This is a genomic window from Nonomuraea sp. NPDC052634, assembly GCF_040678535.1.
Taxonomy (GTDB): domain Bacteria; phylum Actinomycetota; class Actinomycetes; order Streptosporangiales; family Streptosporangiaceae; genus Nonomuraea; species Nonomuraea fastidiosa.
The window spans coordinates 278,874-300,926 of sequence record NZ_JBFATY010000002.1; the positions used below are offsets into that span (position 1 = coordinate 278,874).

The following is a 22,053-nucleotide window of genomic DNA, read 5'->3' on the forward strand; positions in this document are numbered from 1 at the left end:
CTGCTCGATGATGAAGGAATTCGCCGTCGAGGTCGTGATGTGGCTTGTCCCGGTCGTGGTGCTGATCGGCGTGGCGCTCCTCGTCACCACCTGAAAAACGGGCGAGTCCCTGAAAGACGCCTGAGGCGTCAGGCCCGGATGCGCGGCTTCCTCGATGCGACTCTGGGCCTGCCCGCCGCTCGGCGCGAACCTCGAAACGCCGCACTGCGCGCACCTGGAAAAGCCGCACTGTGCGCACCTGAGAACGCCGCTCTGCGGGACCTTCAGAACCGCTCGACCGGCCGCCCGGCCTGAGCCCTCAGGGCCCGGCAGGGGTCAGTCCGTGAACGGCGGCGAGTCCGCCGCTTCGCTGAGCTCGGCGATGGCCAGCTCGGCCGTGCTGCGGATGTCGAAGAACTTGTCCAGCGCCGTGATGGCGAACAGGTGCTTGCACCGGCCGTTGAGCCCCGACAGCAGCAGCCGCCCGCCGGAGGCGGTGACGGCTTTGTGCAGGTAGACCAGCACCGACAGGCCGGAGGAGTCACAGACGCTCACGGCCTGCATGTCGATGACGAGCAGCGGCGGCTGGGTGAGATCGAGGGCCTTGGTCACGCGGTCGCGGACCTCGGCGGCAGAACCGAAGTCGAAGTCCCCTGTCAACCGCGCGATGACGCAGGGTCCTTGGAGTCCGAGGCTTATCGACAAGGCCTGCTCCGAAGTCACCCAGTTCCACCTACCCGCGTCGCTCTCCCGATCCAACCACTCTATGAGAAGTAGCGCTTCGGGTTGAACACCAGCATCTGCTCAATCTGGTCGTCGGTCACACCAGAGTCCCGCAGTGCGGCCAAGACATCGTCGTGAATGTGATCGTAGCGCCAGTTCGGCGCCACCGCGTCGCGGGTCTCTTCCCATGAGCCGCCGAAATAGTCCATGAAGCAGGCCGTGTCGTGGCTGAGGACCATGCGGTCGGCGTAGCCGCGGGCGGCGAGCGCCGCGATCGTGGCCACGCGTTGCGCGGTCGGGTTGTACAGGTCGAGGCCGAAGCGGTCCATCCCGAGGGTGGCGCCGGTGTCGGCCAGGCGCATGAGGTAGTCGAGGTCGTTGCTGTCGCCGGCGTGCCCGACGACCACCTTGCTCAGGTCCACGCCCTCCTTGGCGAACAGGTCGAGCGCGAGCAGCCCGCTGCGGGCGCCCGCGTTGGTGTGCACGGTGATCGGCGCCCCCGTACGCAGGTGCGCCTGTGCCACGGCCCGGCAGATGCGCTCGACGCCGGGCGTGAGCCCCTTGGCCTCGACCACGCACTTGAGGAAGGCCGCCTTCACCCCGGTGCCGGCGATGCCCTCGGTGAGGTCGCGCACGAAGTCGTCGATCATGGGGTCGGGGCAGTCGATGAGCAGGCCGGGTCCACGGTGCTCGTACTGGTGCGGCACCTCGTCGTAGAAGTAGAGGCCCGTGGCGGCGATGATGTTGAGCTCCGGCACCTGATCGGCGACGCGCTTGACGCGCGGGATGTTCCTGCCGAGGCCCCACACGGTCGGGTCGGCGAGCGTGCGCACGCCTTTGGCCGCCAGCGCGCGCAGCTTGGCGACCGCGTCCGCCACCCGGGCCTCCTCGTCCCACCACGCTCCCTTGCCGTAGTTGTCCACGTGTTCTGCGGCGAGCACGAACACGTGCTCGTGCATCAGGGTCTGTCCGAGTGAATCGACGTCGACGGGGCCGCGAAGCGTCTCGACGGTGGGCACGGAGCACCTCCATACCGGTTGGTCGGCCGGCCGCCAACGTAAGCCCGGCGATGAAGATCGTCAAACCCCTCGGCGCGGGAACAGCGGGCGCGGCTTGGCCAGCCGGTCGCCGCCGACCGCCGCCGCCACCCGCCGCGCCGCCGTCGGCAGGAACGGCTCGAGCTGCACGGCCAGCTCCCGGCACGCGCCGACCAGCCGGCCCAGCGACACCTCCTGCGCGGCGCGCGGCTGCGCCCAGGGGCGGGCGCTCTCGACGTACCGGTTGGCCTCCTCGACGATGCGCCACACCTCAAGGGCCGCCCTGCGGAAGTCGAAGTCGGCGAGCGCCTCGTCGACCGAGACCTCGACCAGCGGCTCGTCCTGCGGCGGCACGTGGCCGTCGAGGAAGCGGTGCACCATGGTCGCGACCCTGCTGACCAGGTTGCCGAGGCCGTTGGCGAGGTCCTCGTCCGCTCTGGCGCGCAGCCGTTCCTCGGTGAAGTCCGCGTCGCCGACGCGCGGCACCTCGCGCAGCAGCCACCAGCGCACGGCGTCGGTCCCGTACGCCTCCACCAGCGCCACCGGATCGGCCCCGTTGCCCGCCGATTTGCTGATCTTCCGGCCGCCGGCCGTGATGTAGTCGTGCACGAAGATGGCGGTGGGCAGCGGCCGCCCCGCCGACAGCAGCATGGCTGGCCAGTAGACCGCGTGGAAGCGGATCACGCCTTTGCCCACGATGTGCACCTTGTCCTTCTCGTGCACCCACCACCGCTCGTACGCGCCGGGCTCGTCCAGCGCCGTCACGTAGTTGGCGAGGGCGTCCCACCAGACGTAGATGACCTGGCCGGGGTCGCCGGGCACGGGGATGCCCCAGCCGCGGGCGCGGGCGGCCGAGCGGGAGACGCTGATGTCGGCCAGCCCCGCCGAGACGAACGCGAGCACCTCGTTGCGCCGGGCTGCGGGCTCGATGCGCAGCCGGCCGCTGGTGATGAGGTCGAGCAGCGCGTCCTGGTAGCGGGAGAGCCGGAAGAACCAGTTCTGTTCCGACACCTTCTGCAGTGGCTCTGCGTGCCCGTCGGGACAGGGGCCCTCCTGGTAGAACTGCTCGCAGCCCACGCAGTAGAGCCCCTCGTAGTGCCGCCGGTAGAGGTCGTGCTCGGTGGCCCGCCAGATCTCCTCGACGCCCGCGCGGTGCGCGGGGTGCGCGCTGGTCCTGATGAAGGAGTCGAACGACACGTCGAGCGGCCCGCGCAGCGCCTCGAACGCGGCGGCGTTGCGATCGACCAGCTCGCGCACCGGCACGCCTTCCGCCTCGGCGGCCAGCACGTTCTTCAGCGAGTTGTCGTCGGTGCCGGTCTGGAACCGCACGGGCTCGCCGCGCCGCCTGTGGTGCCTGGCCAGCACGTCGGCCTGGACGAGCTCCAGCGCGTGCCCGAGGTGCGGGCGGGCGTTGACGTAGGGGATGGTGGTCGTGACGTACATCGGATGCCTCCGGAAAGCGGGGCCCCGGACACGACGAGAGGCCCCGGATAGCAGGGCCTCAACGTGGACGTGCCTATGGAAGCCCCCTAAGGGGCCATCATTCGGCGGCACGTCGTGATCATGTGGATAGCTTACGCCATGGGCGCGTCCGCTTTCACGCGTCTTTCCGGGGACCCGGGACGATTTCACGCGTCTTTCCGGGGACCCGGGACGACCAGCACGGGCCGGTGCGCGTGGTGCAGCACCCGGTCGGACGTGCTGCCGAGCAGCAGCGAGCGCACCCCGCCCAGCCCTCTGGTGCCGGTCACGATGAGGGAGGCGTCCAGTTCGTCCGCCACGTCCACGATGGTCGACCAGACCGCCACGGAGTCCACGTCGCATCTGGGGGTGGCCTCGAGCCCGGCCTCGCGGGCCAGCTCGGCCCCCTGCCTGGCCAGGTCGCTCATCGCCTCCCCGATCGCCTCGTCCTCGGCGCCCGACTGGTCGATCGTCACCATGAGACCGGCCGACGCCCTGGCCGAGGTCATCGCCAGCCGCTCCCACACCGTCAGCACCACGGCGTGCTCGCCGGGGAACATCCGCCCCGTGAACTGGATGGCGGCCTTGGCGTCGTCGGACCCGTCGTACGCGATCAGAATCGTCATCTCGTCAGCTCCTCGGGAGGTAGGTCAGGGCCTCCCTCTTTCCGGGAGCGCGGCGTTCACGCCTGCCGATTCGATCTTTCTACGCGAGCCGCCCCCGAGAGCCTTCTACGCGAGCTTCCCCGCGAGGGCCGGCACCCGGCGGGCCGACGGCTTGAGCATCGTCAGCCCGGCCAGCGCCAGCACCCCGAGCTCCGTGACGACCACGACGCGCTGGGTCAGCCCGGCGGGGATGTCGTCGTTGGACAGCGGGATGCCGAACATGCGCACCACGTACGGGACGACGACCAGGACCAGCGCGCCCACGGCGATCATGCTGAGCGCCCGCAGCGCCTTGGCGTAGCGGACCTTCGCCCTGGCCAGCAGCAGCCCGGCGAGCGGCATCATGACGAACGCGGCGAAAGCGGCGTAGCGGTGGATGCCGCCCGACAGCGACAGCGGCACGCCGGGCCGGTCGGTCGGGAACGCGCCCACCAGGAACATGCTCGCCGCCCACCCCAGCAGCAGGACGACGACCCAGCGGTTCGCCCCCGCCCGGCGCAGCGCCTCCGCGATCAGCAGGGCGCCCACGGTGAACAGGGTCAGCGACGTGGGCAGCAGCCAGCCGGCGGACTGCCACACGTACTCGCTGATCACGGCGTGCATCGGGTCGAGGTTCGAGCCGGCGTGCAGGGTGAGCATCGCGCCGCTGCCGGCGCCGATGGCCGCTAATCCGCTGACAAGCAATCCCTTCATGCCTCCAAGCTCGCGGAACGCGGGCTCGGCGAACATCGGAGATGGGCCCGAAACCGCCCTGAAGGATCCCTTAATACCTTGGGCTGACACGACCCTGGATGTGGGCTCTGACCTGCGGTTTCCCGACCCTGGGTAGGGTCATCCCCCTCAGGGTGCCGGGGGCGTCCCCGACCCCTGTCGGGGGCTCAGGTGGTGAGGTCGAAGTAGGCGCGGACGGTGGTGGCGCCTGGGCGGGTGTGGATGCGGACGAGGTCGCTCAGCAGGTTGACGATCAGCAGGCCGCGCGAGCCCGCCTGGCGCGGATCGACCGGGCGGCGGCCCGCCAGCGGGTCGGTGATGTGGCCGCTGTCGCTGACCTCGCACACCAGCCGGCCGTCCGCCTGCCAGACGCGCAGCAGCCCGGAGCCGCCGCCGTGGTCGAGGCTGTTGGCGCCGAGCTCGGCCACGGTGAGCCGGATGTCGTCGAGCCGGTCGCCCGCGATCCCCCGCGCCGCGGCCTCGTCGGCGGCCAGGGCCCGCGCGGCGGACAGGTTGCCGCGGTCGAAGCGCAGCGAGACGCAGCTCTCGGGCTCGTCGAGCGGCCGGTTGTGGCCCTCGACGACCTGCTCGGGCGCGTAGCCGGCGCTGGCTCGCTCCCCGGAGGCGTCGCGCAGCACGGGGTGGGTGCGCGCGACCTCGTCGCCGAGCGCTTCCACGTCGTACGGGCACATGATCGTCGCCGGCCGCCCCGCGAACGCCAGGTTGATCAGCGCCTCGTGCTGCGCGCAGGCCGGATATTCGGCGGGCGTGCGGCCCGGCCAGACCGGCTCGCCGATGATCCGCACGTGGCGGCCGGGATGCGCGTCGGCGAAGCCGTGCAGCACGGCGGGGATGATGCGGCCGGGATTGCGGCCCGCCTCGGTCATGTCGAGCATGAGCACGTCGCGGGCGGCGGAGCCGAGCGCGTCCCGGATCAGCGCGAGACGCGCGCCGGGCACGGCCACCGCGACGGGGTCGCCGGCGGCCAGGCCCTCGGTCACGAAGGCCGTGGTGGCAGCCGCGTATTCCCGGTCACTTCGATACAGGAGTGCGGGATGGTGGAACGGGTCTGCCGGCATCAAGCCATCAGGCTACCGAAGGTTGGTGTCATCACCGCACTTCGTTGGGTACCTCATGGGTGTGAAGAGAGTTCAGATCGTTCAGCGCCCCCGTCCGGCGAACCGTCCCTTGCCCCTCGATCTCCGCACCCCTTCCGGCCGGAAACTCCCCTTCTGAAGCGAATTCATGCTCGGGACATGCCGGATTCGCGCATGCGCGCATGTACGGCGGGCTCACCGTGAGCTATCCGCGCAAGCGCCGGTTCACCCACTGATGGAAGAGCGAGATGTGGTGCTCGCTCGGCACGAGCACCCCGCCGTCGCGGTAGGCCCGTGACGACATGCCGGGCTGGGTGCGCTCGCACGCCTCGAAGTCCTGCTCGTTGACCCGGTGGAACAGCTCGACCGACAGTGAGACGTCGGCGCCGGACTCGATCACCTCGGGGTGGTAGAGCCAGTCGCACTCGACCACCGTCCGGTCCACGGCCAGCGGGAACATGCGGTGCAGGATCACGTGGTCGGGCACCAGGTTGATGAACACCTGCGGCTTGACGGTGATCGCGTAGTAGCGGCGGTCCTGCTCGGGCGTCACATCGGGCAGCTTGCCGAAGCCGGGGCTGCCGTCCACGGTGAACCCCTCGACCCGCTCGGCGAACTCGGCGCCGTGGCCGACGTAGTACTGCGCCGCGTAGCCGCCGGCGAACTCCGGGAGGACGGCGGTCAGCTCCGGGTGGATGGTGGCGCAGTGGTAGCACTCCATGAAGTTCTCGACGAGGAGCTTCCAGTTGGCCTTGACGTCGTAGACGATGCGGCGGCCGAGCGCGAGGTCCTCGACGTGGTAGTGCTCGATGGCGGCGGGGTCTCCGAGGCGTTCCGTGGCGGCGTGGGTGACGGTGTCCTCGAAGGAGGGCGGCTCGGCGGCCAGGCAGACCCAGGCGTATCCGAGCCATTCGCGCAGGTGGACGGGGATCATGCCGTACGCGACCCGGTCGATGTCCGGCATCTTGACCAGGTTGGGCGCGGCGGCGAGCCGGCCGTCCAGGTCGTAGGACCAGGCGTGGTAGGCGCACCTGATCGTCCTTTTGACCTCGCCGGCGTCCTCAAGGCATAAGCGCGCGCCGCGGTGCCGGCAGACGTTGAGGAAGGCGCGCAGGCGGTCGTCGCGGCCGCGTACCACGATGACGCTCTCGCGGCCGACCTGGACGGTCCTGAACGCGCCCGGCTTGGCCAGATCGGCGGATCTGACCGCGCAGAACCAGAGGCTCTCGAAGATCTTCTCCTGCTCCTCGGCGAACGCCTCGGGGTCGGTGTAGGCGCTTCCTGGAAGCGTGGGGATCAAACTCGACGTGGTGGTCAACCGGCACCCCTTGTTGCGTATTACGCACCGAGTTGCTCTATATGCGACATAGTCAGGCGGGCTCAGAGGGCTGTCAAGAGGTAGCTGCTGTAGCGGCGCAGCAACGCGGTGTAGACGCGCGTCATGAGCCCGTCGGGCAGCAGTCCGGCGATCGGCCGCTGCATGTCGGTGGCCTCGGTGGCGGCCAGCCTGGCGGGCCTGCGCACCACCTTCGACCTGGCCCGCTCGTACGCCCGCAGGTCCCCGATCGACCGGGTGAGCAGCCAGGCGTCCTCGAGCGCCTGATTGGCCCCCTGCGCCATGGTGGGCGGCATGGTATGGGCCGCGTCGCCGGCCAGCGTGGCCGGCCCCCTCCCCCACACGCTGGGGATCGGCTGGCGGTAATGCGGGAAGAAGCCGGCGTCCTCGATCGTCGCCAGCACGGCCGGCACCGGCTCGGCCCAGCCGCCGAACCGCTCCCGCAGCCGCCCGACCACATCTGGGTCATCGGCCCAGAACGGCCGCCCCGGCGCCGACCTGACGTCGAACCACCACAGCAGGCGGCCCCTGCCCGCCGGGATCAGTCCGCACAGCCCGTTTCGCGCGGCGATCATCACCGCCCTGCGCGACTCGGTCAGCGGGGTCGGCGCGGTGGTGAACCCCTGCCAGGTGACCCACGGGCTCAGCGTGGCCCTGTCGGCTCCCCACAGCGCCGCGCGCACCACGGAACGGCGGCCGTCGGCGCCCACCAGCACGTCACCGCGTACGGTCCGGCCGTCCGACAGGCGCACCTCGGCCCGCTCGGGCACCACGTGCTCGGCGCGCGCGCCGTACGTCACCGGCACGCCGTCGGACAGCAGCTCCACCAGCTCGCCGCGGGCGACGTGGACGACCGGGTGACCGAAGCGGCGCTCGGGCACGGTCAGGTCGAGGGTGAGCAGGCGCCGGCCGTCGGCGGCCCACGACTCCAGCGTCTCCAGGCGGCGGCCGACACCCGTCCAGTCGGCCTTCAGCTCCTCCAGGATGGCCGTGCTGCCGGGCCAGAGGGTGACGGACCCGCCGTCCGTGCGGGCCTCGGGCGACTCCTCGTACACCTCGACGTCGTGGCCCGCGCGCAGCAGGCCGCGTGCGGTGGCGAGCCCGGCGACGCCGGCCCCGATGACGATCACCTTCATCCCGACCCCCCGCTGCCGCGCTGGCGCTGTCTCACGGTCGACACCGGCACCTCACTCTCGGGGGTTCGGGGGCTGTGTCGTTGTTGCCGCTACCCCGTCGAGACGAGATCGTACGGGGCGGGCACCATGCCTTTACGCTCGCCTGATACGCGTGGTGTTAGTGGGGTGCAAGTGACAGTTAAGTGATCGCCCATATCGTGCTTTTCGTAAGTTGGACCAACGGAAGGCACATACATGACTCCCCCTCGTCGCATCGCCACTGTGGCCGCGACGCTCACTCTTGCCGCGATGACCACCGCTTGTGGCGTCCTCGGCCAGGCCGTCGACTGCAACGCCGTGGCCAGCGAGGCCCAGCAGATCGCCACCGAGTGGAGCAACGTGATCAGCTCCAACGCCACGGACCAGGAGGCGGTCGCCGCCGCTTCCAAGTCGGCGGCCGATAAGGCCAGGGAACTCGCCGGCAAGTACGACGGCGAGATCGCCGCCGCTCTGACCGACCTGGCCGACGGCTTCGCCTCGTTCGAGAGCGGTAACGTGACCTCCGCCTCGGGCTTCATGACCAAGCTGAACGGGTTCCAGAGCAAGATCACGTCTGCCTGCTCTTAAAGGGGAACGCGCGGTCGCCGTGACCACCTGTGGGGGACGGGTGAGACGGCGGCCGTGGCCGGCCCGGCCTGGGAGGGCCGGTGTGGCGCGGCAGGGGGCGAGCGCCACGCCGGCCCTGCCGGGAGCCGGCATCGCGAAGGGTCTACGCGGGGCGGGCGCGGCGGGCGGCGATGGCCTGCTCGTACGCGCGGTCGAAGCCGTCGAGCACGGCGTCCCACGAGCCGGCCGCAGGGGGCGTCGCGCGATTGTGCGCGGCGATGGCGGCCCGCAGCTCGGGGTCCCGGCACAGCCGGGCGACCGCCCTGGCCAGATCGCCGAGCGAGCGGCCGAGCAGGCCCTCGACGCCGTCCTCGACGAAGTCGGCCACCCCGCTCTGCGCCCGCGCGACCACGGGGAGCCCGGCCGCGCGCGCTTCGAGCGCGGCGATGCCGAACGACTCGCGCGGCGCCGGCGCGACGAACACGTCGGCCGACTCCAGCACCTTGGCGATCTGCTCCCGGGTGTAGCGGCCCGGCAGCGAGACCCAGCCGGTCATGCCGTGGCGGGCCAGGAAGCGCTCCATCTGGCTCCTGGCCGGCCCGTCGCCGACGATCGTGGCCCGCATGGGGATGTGGGCCGGCACCTGCGCGCGGGCGGCCAGCAGCAGTTTCAGCAGGCGTACGGGCTGCTTGCGCGGGGCCAGGCGGCCGACCGCGACCAGATGCACACCTGTCCGGGGGTCGGGCGTCCCCGGGGGCGGCGCCCAGCCGGACAGGTCGAGGCCGTTGGAGACGACGCGGACCGGCACCAGCGGCCCCGCCACGGCGCGGATCGGGGCGGCGGCGGCGTTGCTGACGGTGGTGGCCACCAGCCGCCACCGCTGCCACCCGTACGCCAGCCGCAGCAGGCGGTAGAGCGCCCGCGTCAGCGGATCCCACATGCTGTGGACGGTCACCACGCACGGAACGCCGGCGCGGTGCGCGGCGCGCACGCCCATCCACGCGAACGGCGAGACCGCCCCCGCGTGGACGTGGACCACGTCGGGACGCGCCGAGGTGATGCGGCGCGTGAGATGACCCACTCCGAACGGGTGGACGGGCAGGTCGAACGGCATGGGAGCGACGATCCTGTGGACGCCGGGCAGCGGCTCCCCCCTGGTCGCCGTGGCCACCGACACCTCGTGCCCGGCCTCCCGCTGCACGCGCACGAGATCGGCGACCTGAACCTCGATCCCCCCGAGTCGCGGCAGGTAACAGTCACTCACGTGAAAGATCCGCACCCCTCCCAGACTAATCTGGGCCTGTGCCTCCACGTACCGCTGTGTTCTTCCATGCCCACCCTGACGACGAGGCCCTGCTGACGGCGGGCACCATGGCGAAGCTCGCGGCCGAGGGACACCGCGTGGTGCTCGTGGTGGCCACCGCGGGCGAGCGCGGCCTGGCCGACATGGAGCCGGGTGAGGCGCTGGGCGAGACCAGGCTCAGGGAGCTGTACGAGTCGGCCGCGCTGCTGGGCTGCGCCCGCGTCGAGTGCCTCGGCTACGGCGACTCCGGCCTGAGCCCGCAGGGCGGCGTCGCCGACGAACGGCCCGACAACGCGTTCATCGACGCCGACACGGAAGAGGCCGCCAAGGCGCTGGCCGCCATCCTCCAGGAGGAGCGCGCCGACCTGCTCACCATCTACGACCCGGCGGGCGGCTACGGCCACCCCGACCACGTCCAGGTCCACCGGGTGGGCAGGCGGGCGGCGAAGATCGCGGGCACGAAGATCGTCCTGGAGGCGACGGTCAACCGCGACCCGCTGCTGCGGCTGCTGCGGCTGGCGGGGAAGTTCTACCGGTTCCCTCCCGAGTTCGACATACGCACGTTCGAGAGCGCGTACTCACCGGGCGAGGTCATCACCCACCGGGTCAACGTCCGCAGGTACGCCAAACAGAAACGCGCCTCCATGGCCGCGCACGCCTCGCAGGCCACCGGCGGCGACACCGACCGCACGCTCGCCGTCATGCTCAAGGTCCCCCGCCTGCTCTACCGCTACGTCTTCGGCACCGAGTGGTACGTCCGCCGCGACCTGCCGCCCGGCACTCGACTGCGTCATCCTTTCGACGGGTGGCCCACCTGATACTCATGGGGGACGCGCGGGGCCCGGCCTACCGGCAGACTGGACCCCGATGAAGAACAAGTGGCTCCAGATCAGCCTTTCCGTGCTCTCGCTCGGCCTGGCCGTGCTGCTCGTGGTCTACCTGCCGCAGATCGTGCGGACGCTGACCGGCAAGCCGGTCTCGTGGAGCGAGATCGGCGCGCAGTTCGCCGCGCTCGGCGGCGGCGAGATCGCGCTGATGACGGCGCTGTGGCTGCTGAGCCTGCTCTCCTACACGTTCGTGCTGACCAACTCGCTGCCCGGGCTCAACAACCTCCAGGGCCTGACGCTCAACGCGGCGGGCAGCGCGGTGAGCAACCTGCTGCCGTTCGGCGGGGCCGTGGGCGTGGCGCTGTCGTTCGCCATGACCAAGGGCTGGGGCTTCACCAGCCGCGCGTTCGTGGTGATGACGCTGGTCAGCGGCATCTGGAACACGTTGTTCAGGTTCATTCTGCCCGCCGTCGGCATCATCGCGCTGCTGGCTGCGGGCAAGGCGCCCAACCCCACCGTCGCCAACGCGGGCTGGACGGGCGCGATCTCCATCATCGCGCTCTGCCTCGTCGTGGCCGCCGCGCTCTACTGGGACCGCGCCGCGCAGGTGCTCGGCAGGGCGCTGGACGGCATCACCCGGCTGCTGCGGCTGAAGAAGGTGCACGCCTCCGAGGCGTTCCACCGGCTGCGCGCCGACACCGCCGGCGTCGTACGCACCCGGTGGCCGGGCCTCTCGCTCGGCATGATCTTCTTCCTCGGCTTCCAGTGGGCCATCATGGCGGCCTGCATGTCGGCCACCGGTGCCTGGCCCGGCCTCGCCGAGTCGATCGCCGTCTTCGCGCTGTCGCGGGTGCTGACCAGCGCCCTCATCACGCCGAGCGGCGCGGGGATCATGGAGAGCGGGGTGGCCGCGCTGCTCATCGCCTTCGGTGTGGCGGGCACTCCGGCCATCGCCACCGCACTGCTTTTCGGCTTCTGGACTTACACTATCGAGATCCCGTTCGGCGGTCTGGCACTCGGCGCCTGGGCACTGCTGCGCAGGCGGGGCGGCCGGAACGCCGACGCAGAGCCCCCGTCCGCGATCTCGAAGGCCACCTAGTGACAATCCCAATCCCAACGAGTGCTATTCGACCACGGCCCTTGTGCGTGATTCGCAGGCCCGCATAGCGTGGCGGCTGACATGGTGGCGTTCCGAGTTCTGGGGCCAGTCGAGGCGTACGCGCAAGACGACGAACTCGACCTCGGCGGGTTGCGACAGCGGGCCGTCCTGGCCCGCCTGCTCGTGGCCCGCGGTCAGGTCGTGCCCGTTGACACCCTTCTCTACGACTTGTGGGACGACGACGCGGCCAAGGGCGCGCAGTCGGGCCTGCAGGTCTACATCTCACGCCTGCGCAGGGTGCTGGAGCCGGGCCGTCCCCGCGGGGGGCCCAACCGGCTGCTGGTGACGGTCGCGTCCGGCTATGCCCTGCGCGTCGCCCCCGACCAGGTCGACGCGCTCAGGTTCGAGCAGCTCGTCCGCGCCGCGGGCGAGCACCTCGAAGAGGGCGACCCGCAGGCCGCGCGCAGCCGCCTGGAGAAGGCCCTCGGCATGTGGCGCGGCACCCCCTACTCCGACTTCGCCGACCAGGCGTGGGCCGAGGCCGAGGTCAACCGCCTGACCGAGCTGCGCCTGGTCTCGCGCGAGCGGCACGCCGACACGGGGCTGCGGCTCGGCCTGCACGCCGAGACCGTTCCAGACCTGGAGGCGCTGACCACCGAGCATCCGCTGCGCGAGGAGGGCTGGCGGCTGCTGGCGCTCGGTCTCTACCGCTGCGGCCGGCAGGGCGACGCGCTGGCCGCGCTGCGGCGCGCCCGCAACATCCTGGCCGACGAGCTGGGCATCGACCCCGGCCCCGCGCTGCGCAAGCTGGAGTCCGACATCCTGGCCCAGTCGCCCGAGCTGGACCTCGCGCTGCCCGCGCGCGCCGCCAGGCCCGCACCGCCGGTCACCGACACCTGGCCGCCGCGGCCCGCCGCCCACGTCGAGCCGCCGCCGCTGGAGCCCGAGCCGTTCGTCGGCCGCGACGCCGAGCTGTCCAGGCTCACCACGGCCGCCCAGCGCACCGGCAGGTTCCAGGTCGCGATCGTGACCGGCGTGGCCGGTGCCGGTAAGACGACGCTGCTGCGCCAGCTCGAAAGCAGGCTCGCCACCGACGGCTGGACCACCGCGTCCGGCGCCTGTCCCGACTCCAGCGCCACCCCGCCCGGCTGGGCGTGGGTGGAGATCCTGCGCACGCTCATCGAGCGGTTCGGCGCGGGCGAGTACGCGCAGCTCCTCGCGCCGCTGCTGGACGACACCGCGCCCGACCCCGACGAGGACGAGGCGTCGGGCGGGTTCCGGCTGCACCGCGCGGTGGGCGGCTACCTCGCCGGCGTGGCCCGGCGTGGCCCCGTGCTGCTGACCGTCGAAGACCTCCACTGGGCCGACGACCAGACGCTCGCGCTGCTGCGCGCACTGCCCAGCCTGCTCGCCACCAGCAGGGTGCTGCTGGTCGTGACCTGCAGGGAGGGCGAGCTGGACGACCGGCAGTCCGACGTGCTCGCCGCCCTGGCCAGGCTCGGCCCGGTGCGCGTGGGGCTGTCGGGGCTCGACCCGGCGGCGGTCGCCGAGCTGGTCAAGGCCACCTGCGTACGCGAGATCGACGAGGACGCCGTCGAGTCGATCGTCGAGCGCACCGGCGGCAACCCGTTCTTCGTCCGCGAGACCGTGCGCCTGCTCGACGCCGAGGGCGCGGCCGACCGCGCCAGCGCCACCGAGGTGCTCTCGCAGGTGCCGTCCGGCGTGCGCGACGTGCTGCGGCGGCGCATCTCCCGGCTGCCCGCGGGCGCGCAGCAGATCCTGCTGCAGGCCGCCGTGATCGGCCGCGACGTCGACCTCGACGTGCTCATCGCGGTGGCCGGCGACGAGGACGCGGTCATCGAGGCCGTCGAGGCGGCGCTGCTGGCCGGCCTGGTGACCGAGCCCGGCCCCGGGCTGCTGCGCTTCGACCACGACCTCGTACGCGACACGATCTACTCCGACGCCTCCCGGCTGCGCCGCACCCGCCTGCACGCGGCGGTCGCGGCGGCGATCGAGCGGCACACGCCGTCCGACGTGGCGGCGCTCGCCCACCACTACTTCCTCGCCGACGCGGCCGACAAGGCGGTCCACTACTCGGGCCTCGCGGCCGAGCAGGCCGAGCGGCGCTTCGCCCACCGCGAGGCGGCCACGCTGTGGGAGCAGGCGATCGCCGCGTTCGACCGTTCCCGTGCCGACGAGCAGGGCGACCAGGCGCGCGAGCGCGCCAAGGAGCGGCTGCAGCTGATGCTGCGGCAGATCAGGGCGCTCGCGCTCTGCGGCGACATGCACGCCGCGCGGCTGCTGCGCCGCCAGGCCATGGACGCCGCGCTGCCGCTCGGCGACCTTGAGATCACCGCGAAGGTGGCGGCGTCGCTGGCCGTGCCGCACAAGGGCATGGCGCGCGACTTCACCCGTACGGCGTGGGAGATCGTCGACGTCACCGAGAAGGCGCTCATGGAGCTGCCGGAGGGCGAGCAGCGGCTGCGCGCGAGCCTGCTGACCACGCTGGCCCTGGAGCTGGAGGGCTCCTCCTCGCCCGAGCGGGGCAGGCAGGCCTCGCTGGAGGCGCTGGAGCTGGCCCGGCAGAGCGGCGACCCGGCGCTGATCGCGGCGGCGCTGAGCGGGCGGCTGCGGCAGTCGTACGACATCCCCGCCGTCGACTCGCGCGAGAGCATCGGGCGCGAGCTGCTCGAAGTGGCCCAGCGCTCGGGGCAGATGGCCACGCAGGCCCTCGCCCACCTGGTGCTGCTGGAGTGCGCGGCGGCCAGGGGTGAGTTCGCGGTGGCCGACGAGCACGCGGCGGCGGCCGACCAGCTCGCCAAGCAGTACGACCTGTCCGCGCCCGCCGCGGTCGTGGTCTGGTACTCCGGGCAGCGGCTGATGATCTCCGGCGACTACGAGGGCGCCGAGCGCGCCTACCGCGAGGCGGCCAGGATGACCGCGCGGGCCGGCATGCTGGAGGGCCGCCAGGACCTGCCGCTGATCACCACGTTCTGCCTGCACCTGGTCGCCGGGCGGGCGGCCGAGATGGTCGCGCCGCTGGCCGAGGCGCACCAGCGCGGCGCCAAGTGGACGCTCGACGCGTACGCGCTGGCGCTGGCCTCCGCCGGGCACCTCGACGACGCCAGGGCGGTGGCCGCGACCCGGCCGCCGGTGCGGCCCGACTTCCTCTACGAGCTGGCCATGACCTGGCGGGCGCTGGCCGGCATGCTGCTCGACGACCGCGAGCGCATGGTCGACTGCTACGACAAGCTCAAGCCGTTCGCCGACCGGGTGGCCGGCGCCGGCACCGGCGTGGTGGCGCTGTGGCCGGTGGCGCTGACCCTCGGCGACCTGGCCATCCGCCTGGGCCAGCCCGACGCGGCCCGGCAGCACTACGAGAAGGCGCTGGAGGTCGCCGAGCGGATCGGCGTGCAGCGCTGGGTCGAGGCGGCCAGGCAAGCGGTCAGCAGCTCACTCGGAAACGGCGGCTCTTGACGGTCTCGCCGCCCTCGGCCGTCAGCTCCACCCGGTACCACCCCGGGCTGCCGGACAGCTCCGCGCGCCACTCGACGGCCCGGCCGGCGGCGGCGAACCCGTCGTAGTGCGACAGGTACGTGCGCCAGGTTTCGGTGGCCGGGCTCCAGCGGGTCAGCTTCCAGCGGTAGATGACGGTGCCGTCGGGGTCGGGGTTGGCCAGGAACGTGCGGGCCACGTACGAGCGGGCGCAGCCGGGGCCGCCGGCCCGCACGGGGCTCACGGTGAGCACGCCGGGGATCGCCGCGGTCCGCCCGTTGAGCTGCCCGCCCGCCTGGCTCACGGCCGGGTCCGCGGCGGGAAGCGTGCTCGCGGCCGAGGGCGTGCTCGCGGCCGGGAGCACGGTCGCGGTCATCGCGGTCTTGGCCGGCTTGGCGGTGGACGGGGTCTCGGCGGTGCCGCAGGCGGAGAAGGCGACGTACGCGCCGGTGACGACGAGGGCCGCCGCGAAGAGCTTCGCGGCGTTCGAGGCTCCGCTGATCAGAACGTTCGCGCTTTTCACCGGCATCGTCACCACCCCTTCTCGCTCGCCTCTAGAGTGAGACGGGGTGCTTGAGCACCGGTTGTCGGTGAGTTGCACCCTTTGCGGGTGGCTTGCACCCCGGTCTGGCAGCGGGGGATAGCCTGGATTAAGGTAAGGCTGTCCTAAGGCTCTGGGAGGGGTGGTGGGCCCGTTCATGTGGCACGCGACGATGGCCGTCCCCGCCCCCACCGACTCGTCCTGGTTCAACCTGCCGTACTGGCTGGTCGGGGTCATCCTCATCGTGGCCCTGTTCGGCGCGTTCCAGGTGTACTACTGGGTCGGCCGCAAGCTCGGCGAGAGGCTGTACGAGTCGCGCGTCGGCGTCAAGATCGGCCGTGATCGCATCACCAGGATCGAGAGCGTGGTCGAGCGCTGGGGCGCGCTCGCCGTCTACGGCTGCTTCTGGGTGCCGATGCTGCGCCACACGCTGCCCTGGGTGGCCGGTGCGCTGCGCGTCTCCTACCCCTGGTACGTCGTGGCCAGCGCGCTCGGCTGCCTGACCTGGGCGCCCCTGTGGTGGTTCGGGCTCACCGCGCTCGTGTGGGGCTGGCTGGAGCTGGCCGCGCGCTCGCCGATCACGGCCGCCGTCGCGGCCGTGCTGGCCGTGGCGGCGGTGGCCTGGTTCACGGTACGCCGCCGCCGCAAGCGCCGCGCCGCCGCAGACCAGCCCCTGGTGCCCCAGGACTCGTAACCGGTCCCGTCTGCTCTGCCTCAGCCGCGCGGCCCGCCCCCACTCCATGGCCCCGGGCGACCCCCGCAGCCCCGGCCCGCGCATATTCGCCTGCCTCCTGGGCTCAGCCCTGGCCGGCCGGCTCGGTCTGGACGACGACCGGGGCGGGCGTGCTGTGATCCTCGATCACCGCCCCGGGCGCGTTCCTGCGCACGGTTTCGATACCGTTCACGCATGCCACTTTGGTGGGGTAACCCTCCCCCACCGCCAGCGTCTGCCCGTTGCCGGCGACGAGTGCGAACCGGTATCCGCCCTGCTCATCACCGCTGATGACGAACTTTCCCGCCATGGCCAACCGCCCCCCGCCATATCGGATCTATGAAGGATTTACCCCCATCTGAGCGCGACGCATGGCCCAGTTAGGCAAACGAACCCTTGATCTCCTGTCACCATGATTGGCATGCGTATTGGGGGTTTGATTAGCTCTGCGGCGGTCGCGCTGGTTGTCGGGTTCGCTACGCCGGTCGTCGGATTCAGCACGCCGGCGCAGGCCGCGAACGCTCCCGCCGTCAAGGCGAAAGAGGCGTACGTCGTCGACTCCGCAGGAACGGTCCACCTCGGCAAGCGAGAGACGAAGCGGGTGCCGGTCGCCAGCCTCGTGAAGATCATGACGGCGTACGTGGTGCTGCGCGAGGCCGACCTCAGCGACGTGGTCACGATCAGCGCCGCCGACGTCAAGTACGCCGCCAAGGGCGGCGCCGCCACCGCGGGCCTGCGCAAGGGCGAGCGCTTCACGGTCAGGGACCTGCTGTACGCGCTCCTGCTGCCCTCCGGCGCCGACGCCGCGAACGCCCTGGCCCGCCACTACGGGCCCGGCAAGGCTGCCTTCGTCGCCAAGATGAACCGCACCGCCCGCCAGCTCGGACTCAAGAACACCCGCTACACCAACGCCGACGGCATGCCCACGCCGTCGAACGGCGGCTACTCCACGGCCGCCGACCAGGCCAAGCTGGCGCAGTACGCGCTGCGGAGCAGCGTCTTCACGCAGGTGGTCGGCAGCAAGGTGCACAAGGTGTCCAAGACCCGCGTGCATCAGGCGCACACCTGGCGCAACACCAACAAGCTGCTGTCGCGGGCCGACGGCGTGCTGGGCGTCAAGACCGGGTTCACGAACGCGGCCGGCTACTGCCTGCTCTTCGCGGGTGAGCGCAACGGCGTGCAGATCGTGGGCGTGCTGCTCGGCGACCAGAACGAGCGCCGGTTCAGCACCGCGGAGAAGCTGCTCGACTACGCGGGCGAGCAGGCGGCCATGAACGACCGATCCCTCGGCTACGCAGGCGGCCGGGCAGTGCTCCGCTGACCGCCCATCCGGCTGCGCGGGCAGCAGGCGCCGCCCAGCCGACCACCTCTTCGGCCGCACGTGCGGCAGACGGCGCTCAGCCGACCACCCCTTCGGCCGCGCGTGCCGGGGACGGCGCTCAGCCGACCGGCGGAGCCGGCCTGCCAGGCCGCGCAGGCCCGCCGGCCGTGTGAGCCGGTCAGCCGAAGGTGATGGTGCCGTGGCCGGGGTAGGCGTGCAGGCCGCTCGCGGCGCAGCCGAGGATGGCCGTGGGCGGCGCGATGCCCCCACTGACCCGCTTCCCGGCCAGCCACCCCGTGCGGACGGTGCCGGTGAGCAGGGTGTCCGCCGGGTGCCTGGCCACCAGGCGGTCGGCCTTGATGCCCAGCTTCGAGGTTCCCGCGGGCCGTCCCGTGGCGCCGAACCAGGTGATCACCGCGGTGCCGCGCACCCGGCGGGCGGTGGCGCAGGACGCCTGGGCGGTGGCTTTGACGTTCACCCAGCCCGACCGCAGGAAGCGGGCCGAGCGGTCGGGCGAGGTGCACCCGGTGAACTCCAGGTAGCCGCGCGCGGAGATGCGCCGCGTCGTCAGGCCGACCCGGGGCGTGAACGTCAGCGGACGCTCGGACGGCGTGGACACGGCACAGGTCAGCGCATCCTTGCCCGACCTCTTCGGCGCCGCGGCGAGCCGCTCAGGAACGGCCCTCTGCGGACCGTCTGCGGCAAGCGGGTGGGGCGGGACCAGCAGCCCCGTCGCGGCGGTGAGCGTGATGATCCAAGCCCCGTTCATGGACCCTCCGGCAGGTGCGCGCGTGCGCACGTTCGGTGATCGGACCATGACAGTGTGCCGCATCGTCCGTGCCGTCCGCCCCCGTCCGGCGTCCCGGCGGCCCGACACGACACACCTGTACGTTTTCCGATGGATTCGGCCCGCCGTCCGTTCCCGAGTAGGGTGAGCCCCACACCCCTCCCAAAGGACATCCTGATGGCGGAATTCGTCGAGGTCCGCACTCTGATCGAGGGCCACGAGGCGGCGGCCGAGCTGGCGCACGGCATCCTGCTCTCCGGGCTCGCCACGTCGATCGACATCGCCGAGGTCTCGCACCCGTCCGCCGCCGACGCGACGGCCTGGCAGCTCACCCTCGTCACGACCGAGCAGCAGATGCCCGCGCTCGAGCGCCACGTGCGCCGCACCGGCGGAGACCGGCCCATCGACCGCGTGCCGATCGCCCACCACTTCGACGGCTACCCCGACTGGCTCACCGGCGACGGCCGATGATGCGGGCCCCGCTCAGTGCCGCCGCTGAGCGGCCTTCGCGCCCGCCCGCTGCACGGCGGCCCTGACCACGCTGAAGACGGCCCCCTGCACGGCGGCCGCGACCAGCACCTCCGCGAGCCCTCGCTCCAGGTCCTCGGCGTCGGGCGCCTCGTCCTGGCCCGAGACCAGCGTCCAGGCCCGCCTGAAGAGCGCGGCGGCCAGCACGCCGCTCAGCAGGCTCACCCCCAGCGATGCGGCTTTCTCGACGGGCTGCATTCCTGCTCCTTACGTTCACGTGGTGCATGCCCGTGCCCGAGGCCAGGTTCTTAAACGTCCCGCTGGTCAGCCCGCATGAGCCCGTGGCAGGCGATGGCGGCGGCGGCCACGACGTTGAGCGAGTCGACGCCGGCGGCCATGGCGTCGGGGCTCATCGGGATGCAGACCGCCTCGTCGGCCTCCTCCAGCCAGTGCGAGGACAGGCCGTCGCCCTCCGAGCCGAGCAGCAGGGCCACGCGGTCGGTGAGGCGGACGCGGTCGATGGGGGTGGCGCTCTGGTCGGGGGTCAGGGCGAGGGTGCGGTAGCCGGCCTCGCGGAGCCGGGCCAGGCCGTCGAACCAGTCGTCCATGCGGGCGTACGGGATGGAGAAGACCGCGCCCATCGAGACCTTGACCGCGCGCCGGTAGAGCGGGTCGGCGCAGCGGGGCGAGAGCAGGACACCGCCCACGCCGAGCGCGGCGGCGGAGCGGAAGATCGCGCCTACGTTGGAGTGGTCGACCAGGTCCTCGAGGACGAGCAGGCGGCGGGCCGGGCCCTTGAGCAGGGTGTCCATGGAGGGCAGGGGCAGGCGTTCCATGGAGGCGAGCGCGCCCCTGTGGACCTGGAAGCCCGCGATGCCGGACATGATCTCGTCGCTGACGACGTAGACGAGGGCGTCGCCGAGCACGTCTTCGAGCGGGGTCAGCCAGCGGCGGGTGGTCAGGACCGACCGGATGGGGTACCCGGCGCCGATGGCCCGCCTGATGACCTTCTCCCCCTCGGCGAGGAACAGGCCGCGCTCGGCCTCCAGGCTCTTGCGCAGCTCGACGTCGCGCAGCCGGGTGTAGTCGGACAGCCGGGGGTCGTCGATGTCGGTGACGTACTCAAGCACCTTCCGATACTGCCATGCGCCGCCTGACCTGCCAGACCAGCGCATGGCATGCGAGGACCGCGCAGAGGCCGATCACGGTGCCCACGCCGGTCTTGGTGATCAGGCTCGCGATGCCGAAGCGGGGGCTGGGCTCGTCGACGAGCGGCCAGAGCAGGGCGCCGGCCACGACGCCGAGCCCGGCCGCGGTCAGCACGGCGGCGCGGGCGCGCGAGGTCATGCGCAGCCGCTCGGGTACGGGCGCCGCCGGCATCCGGGACAGCCCCCGCCATGCCCACCACACGACCGCGGCGAGGCCGGCGGCGGACGAGACGTACTGGAGGAGGCGGAAGAGGGGGATCACCCCGAAGACGTTCACCGACAGCCAGGCGCCCCACTCGATGACGCCTCGGGAGTGGGTGAAGGAGTCCCATACGACGTGGGTGACGACTCCTGACACGGCCCCCGCGGCCATGGGGAGCGGGCGCAGGCGTTCGGGGGCGAGGAGCGCGGCCCGGCCGGCGAGCGCGGGTGGCAACAGCGCGATCAGCGGGTCGCGCAGCACGAGGTGGAAGAGCGGCAGCAGGACCAGGACGGCGAGCGGGTCGATGGTGACGATCCCCGGCCAGGAGTGCCAGACCCGGTATTCGGGCAGGAACGGCAGGAACAGCGGCAGGTCGGGCGCCATCGCGCCGAAGGCCAGCGCCCACGGGTCGAGCACGCGGCGGATCCGGGCCGACGGCCCGATCAGCGGCAGCACGGCTGCGATGTGGCTGGGCGTGAACGGCACCGGACCCTCCCCTTGATCGGGTTTCATTATGCGGGCGAAGCTTGATCGGGTTTTACCGCGATCATTCTTCGTCGCGCTTCGTAGTGGGTACGCTACTTATCGCTGTCGACGGCCGGATCAGCCGGGAGTTCGGGGGTTCATGGTGCCTGATCAGCGGATTCATGAGCATCCGGCCGCGTCAGCCGATTGGCTGCGGGCGGCGCGCGCCGCTCGTACGCTCTCGCTGATCACGCTGGTGTGGCTGGGCGTGGAGAGCGTGCTCGGCCTGGCCGCAGGCCTCACCGCGCACTCGGTCGCGCTGATCGGCTGGGGGCTGTCGGCCCTGGTGGAGGCGGCGGCCAGCCTGATCGTGGTGTGGCGGTTCACAGGCGCGCGTACGCTGTCGCCGCACGCGGAGAGCACGGCCCGCCGGGCGGTGGCGGTGAGCTTCTGGCTGCTCGCCCCCTATCTGATCGTGCACGTGGCCCACGACCTCGACGCGGGGCACCGTGCCGCGCCGAGCGCGCTGGGCATCGTGGTGACGGCGGTCAGCCTGGCCGGCATGCCGGTGCTGGGGCTGGCCAAGCGGCGGCTGGGCAGGCGGCTGGCGTCGGCGGCCACGTCAGGCGAGGGCACGCAGAACCTCATGTGCGCGGCCATGGCGGCTGGAGTGCTGGCCGGTCTGTACCTGAACACGCTGGGCCTGTGGTGGGTGGATCCCGCCGTGGCGGTGCTGCTGGCGGCCGTCGCCGCACGCGAGGGGCTACGCGCCTGGGCCGGTCACGCTTGCTGCCATTGACCGCACCGTACGTAATCGTCGCACCAAAAGTGGTGTTTTCCCACAGAGACCACACCGAGTATCGTTCCCGGAGTATTGCGGAGCATCTCCCGCTAG

General features: G+C 71.9%; 23 protein-coding genes. 8 read left to right on the plus strand and 15 right to left on the minus strand.

The window, feature by feature from the left end:
* Nucleotides 1-315: 315 nt before the first annotated feature.
* The 8 genes from AB0K67_RS13880 to AB0K67_RS13915 form a co-directional block, all read right to left on the minus strand.
* Nucleotides 316-702 carry an STAS domain-containing protein gene (locus AB0K67_RS13880; RefSeq protein ID WP_364058330.1) on the minus strand — a complete coding sequence of 129 codons (387 nt, stop codon included), beginning with the start codon at nucleotides 700-702 and terminating at the stop codon, nucleotides 316-318.
* A 41-nt stretch (nucleotides 703-743) separates the two neighbouring features.
* Nucleotides 744-1,721, minus strand: coding sequence for a phosphotriesterase-related protein (locus AB0K67_RS13885; RefSeq protein ID WP_364058333.1), 978 nt, complete (start codon nucleotides 1,719-1,721; stop codon nucleotides 744-746).
* Nucleotides 1,722-1,781: 60 nt separating this feature from the next.
* Nucleotides 1,782-3,182, minus strand: coding sequence for a methionine--tRNA ligase (locus tag AB0K67_RS13890; protein ID WP_364058336.1), 1,401 nt, complete (start codon nucleotides 3,180-3,182; stop codon nucleotides 1,782-1,784).
* A gap of 185 nt (nucleotides 3,183-3,367) precedes the next feature.
* Entirely contained in the window at nucleotides 3,368-3,826 is a 459-nt protein-coding gene (locus AB0K67_RS13895; RefSeq protein WP_364058339.1) for a universal stress protein, read from the minus strand.
* A 105-nt stretch (nucleotides 3,827-3,931) separates the two neighbouring features.
* Complete coding sequence (locus AB0K67_RS13900) at nucleotides 3,932-4,558, minus strand: DUF998 domain-containing protein (protein WP_364058342.1); 627 nt, start codon at nucleotides 4,556-4,558, stop codon at nucleotides 3,932-3,934.
* Between the two features lie 185 nt (nucleotides 4,559-4,743).
* Nucleotides 4,744-5,655, minus strand: a complete 912-nt coding sequence (locus AB0K67_RS13905; RefSeq protein ID WP_364059555.1) for an anti-sigma factor RsbA family regulatory protein — start codon at nucleotides 5,653-5,655, stop codon at nucleotides 4,744-4,746.
* Between the two features lie 223 nt (nucleotides 5,656-5,878).
* The gene (locus AB0K67_RS13910; RefSeq protein ID WP_364058345.1) at nucleotides 5,879-6,973 is read right to left on the minus strand and encodes an aromatic ring-hydroxylating dioxygenase subunit alpha; all 1,095 of its coding nucleotides are present in this window, start codon (nucleotides 6,971-6,973) and stop codon (nucleotides 5,879-5,881) included.
* 80 nt (nucleotides 6,974-7,053) lie between these two features.
* On the minus strand, nucleotides 7,054-8,145 hold the full coding sequence (locus tag AB0K67_RS13915; protein WP_364058348.1) for an NAD(P)/FAD-dependent oxidoreductase: 1,092 nt from the start codon (nucleotides 8,143-8,145) through the stop codon (nucleotides 7,054-7,056).
* A gap of 288 nt (nucleotides 8,146-8,433) precedes the next feature.
* Here AB0K67_RS13915 and AB0K67_RS13920 point away from each other — a divergent pair, with 288 nt between their 5' ends.
* Nucleotides 8,434-8,751, plus strand: coding sequence for a hypothetical protein (locus tag AB0K67_RS13920; protein WP_364058351.1), 318 nt, complete (start codon nucleotides 8,434-8,436; stop codon nucleotides 8,749-8,751).
* Between the two features lie 142 nt (nucleotides 8,752-8,893).
* Here AB0K67_RS13920 and AB0K67_RS13925 read toward each other — a convergent pair whose 3' ends face one another.
* Nucleotides 8,894-9,994: a glycosyltransferase gene (locus tag AB0K67_RS13925; protein WP_364058354.1), complete on the minus strand. Its 1,101-nt coding sequence runs from the start codon at nucleotides 9,992-9,994 to the stop codon at nucleotides 8,894-8,896.
* Nucleotides 9,995-10,032: 38 nt separating this feature from the next.
* Between AB0K67_RS13925 and AB0K67_RS13930 the strand changes: the two genes are divergently transcribed.
* The 3 genes from AB0K67_RS13930 to AB0K67_RS13940 all read left to right on the plus strand — a co-directional run bounded on the left by AB0K67_RS13930 (nucleotide 10,033) and on the right by AB0K67_RS13940 (nucleotide 15,436).
* Entirely contained in the window at nucleotides 10,033-10,851 is an 819-nt protein-coding gene (locus AB0K67_RS13930) for a PIG-L family deacetylase (RefSeq protein WP_364058357.1), read from the plus strand.
* Between the two features lie 49 nt (nucleotides 10,852-10,900).
* Entirely contained in the window at nucleotides 10,901-11,959 is a 1,059-nt protein-coding gene (locus tag AB0K67_RS13935; protein ID WP_364058360.1) for a lysylphosphatidylglycerol synthase domain-containing protein, read from the plus strand.
* Nucleotides 11,960-12,040: 81 nt separating this feature from the next.
* Nucleotides 12,041-15,436 (plus strand): BTAD domain-containing putative transcriptional regulator, encoded by a 3,396-nt coding sequence (locus AB0K67_RS13940; protein ID WP_364058363.1) that lies wholly within the window; start codon nucleotides 12,041-12,043, stop codon nucleotides 15,434-15,436.
* Here AB0K67_RS13940 and AB0K67_RS13945 read toward each other — a convergent pair.
* Nucleotides 15,405-15,983, minus strand: a complete 579-nt coding sequence (locus tag AB0K67_RS13945; RefSeq protein ID WP_364058367.1) for a hypothetical protein — start codon at nucleotides 15,981-15,983, stop codon at nucleotides 15,405-15,407. The genes AB0K67_RS13940 and AB0K67_RS13945 overlap by 32 nt on opposite strands.
* A gap of 157 nt (nucleotides 15,984-16,140) precedes the next feature.
* Between AB0K67_RS13945 and AB0K67_RS13950 the strand changes: the two genes are divergently transcribed.
* The gene (locus AB0K67_RS13950; RefSeq protein WP_364058374.1) at nucleotides 16,141-16,689 is read left to right on the plus strand and encodes a VTT domain-containing protein; all 549 of its coding nucleotides are present in this window, start codon (nucleotides 16,141-16,143) and stop codon (nucleotides 16,687-16,689) included.
* 103 nt (nucleotides 16,690-16,792) lie between these two features.
* Here AB0K67_RS13950 and AB0K67_RS13955 read toward each other — a convergent pair whose 3' ends face one another.
* Complete coding sequence (locus AB0K67_RS13955) at nucleotides 16,793-17,017, minus strand: DUF1508 domain-containing protein (protein ID WP_364058377.1); 225 nt, start codon at nucleotides 17,015-17,017, stop codon at nucleotides 16,793-16,795.
* Between the two features lie 111 nt (nucleotides 17,018-17,128).
* Between AB0K67_RS13955 and AB0K67_RS13960 the strand changes: the two genes are divergently transcribed.
* On the plus strand, nucleotides 17,129-18,028 hold the full coding sequence (locus AB0K67_RS13960) for a serine hydrolase (RefSeq protein WP_364058380.1): 900 nt from the start codon (nucleotides 17,129-17,131) through the stop codon (nucleotides 18,026-18,028).
* A gap of 178 nt (nucleotides 18,029-18,206) precedes the next feature.
* Here the strand turns inward: AB0K67_RS13960 and AB0K67_RS13965 are convergent, their stop codons facing one another.
* Complete coding sequence (locus AB0K67_RS13965; RefSeq protein WP_364058383.1) at nucleotides 18,207-18,797, minus strand: hypothetical protein; 591 nt, start codon at nucleotides 18,795-18,797, stop codon at nucleotides 18,207-18,209.
* A gap of 195 nt (nucleotides 18,798-18,992) precedes the next feature.
* Between AB0K67_RS13965 and AB0K67_RS13970 the strand changes: the two genes are divergently transcribed.
* Nucleotides 18,993-19,286 (plus strand): hypothetical protein, encoded by a 294-nt coding sequence (locus AB0K67_RS13970; protein ID WP_364058386.1) that lies wholly within the window; start codon nucleotides 18,993-18,995, stop codon nucleotides 19,284-19,286.
* Nucleotides 19,287-19,298: 12 nt separating this feature from the next.
* On the opposite strand, the gene AB0K67_RS13975 is transcribed toward AB0K67_RS13970, so the two are convergent.
* From AB0K67_RS13975 to AB0K67_RS13985, 3 genes are read right to left on the minus strand one after another with little or no spacing between them, the layout of a single operon-like run.
* A complete protein-coding gene (locus AB0K67_RS13975; protein WP_364058388.1) occupies nucleotides 19,299-19,541 on the minus strand; it encodes a DUF4235 domain-containing protein in 243 nt (80 codons plus the stop codon).
* A 50-nt stretch (nucleotides 19,542-19,591) separates the two neighbouring features.
* Entirely contained in the window at nucleotides 19,592-20,413 is an 822-nt protein-coding gene (locus AB0K67_RS13980) for an RNA methyltransferase (protein ID WP_364058391.1), read from the minus strand.
* Nucleotides 20,406-21,179 (minus strand): DUF4184 family protein, encoded by a 774-nt coding sequence (locus AB0K67_RS13985; protein WP_364058394.1) that lies wholly within the window; start codon nucleotides 21,177-21,179, stop codon nucleotides 20,406-20,408. The genes AB0K67_RS13980 and AB0K67_RS13985 overlap by 8 nt, the downstream gene beginning before the upstream one ends.
* A gap of 139 nt (nucleotides 21,180-21,318) precedes the next feature.
* Here AB0K67_RS13985 and AB0K67_RS13990 point away from each other — a divergent pair, with 139 nt between their 5' ends.
* Entirely contained in the window at nucleotides 21,319-21,957 is a 639-nt protein-coding gene (locus tag AB0K67_RS13990) for a cation transporter (protein WP_364058397.1), read from the plus strand.
* Nucleotides 21,958-22,053: the final 96 nt, after the last annotated feature.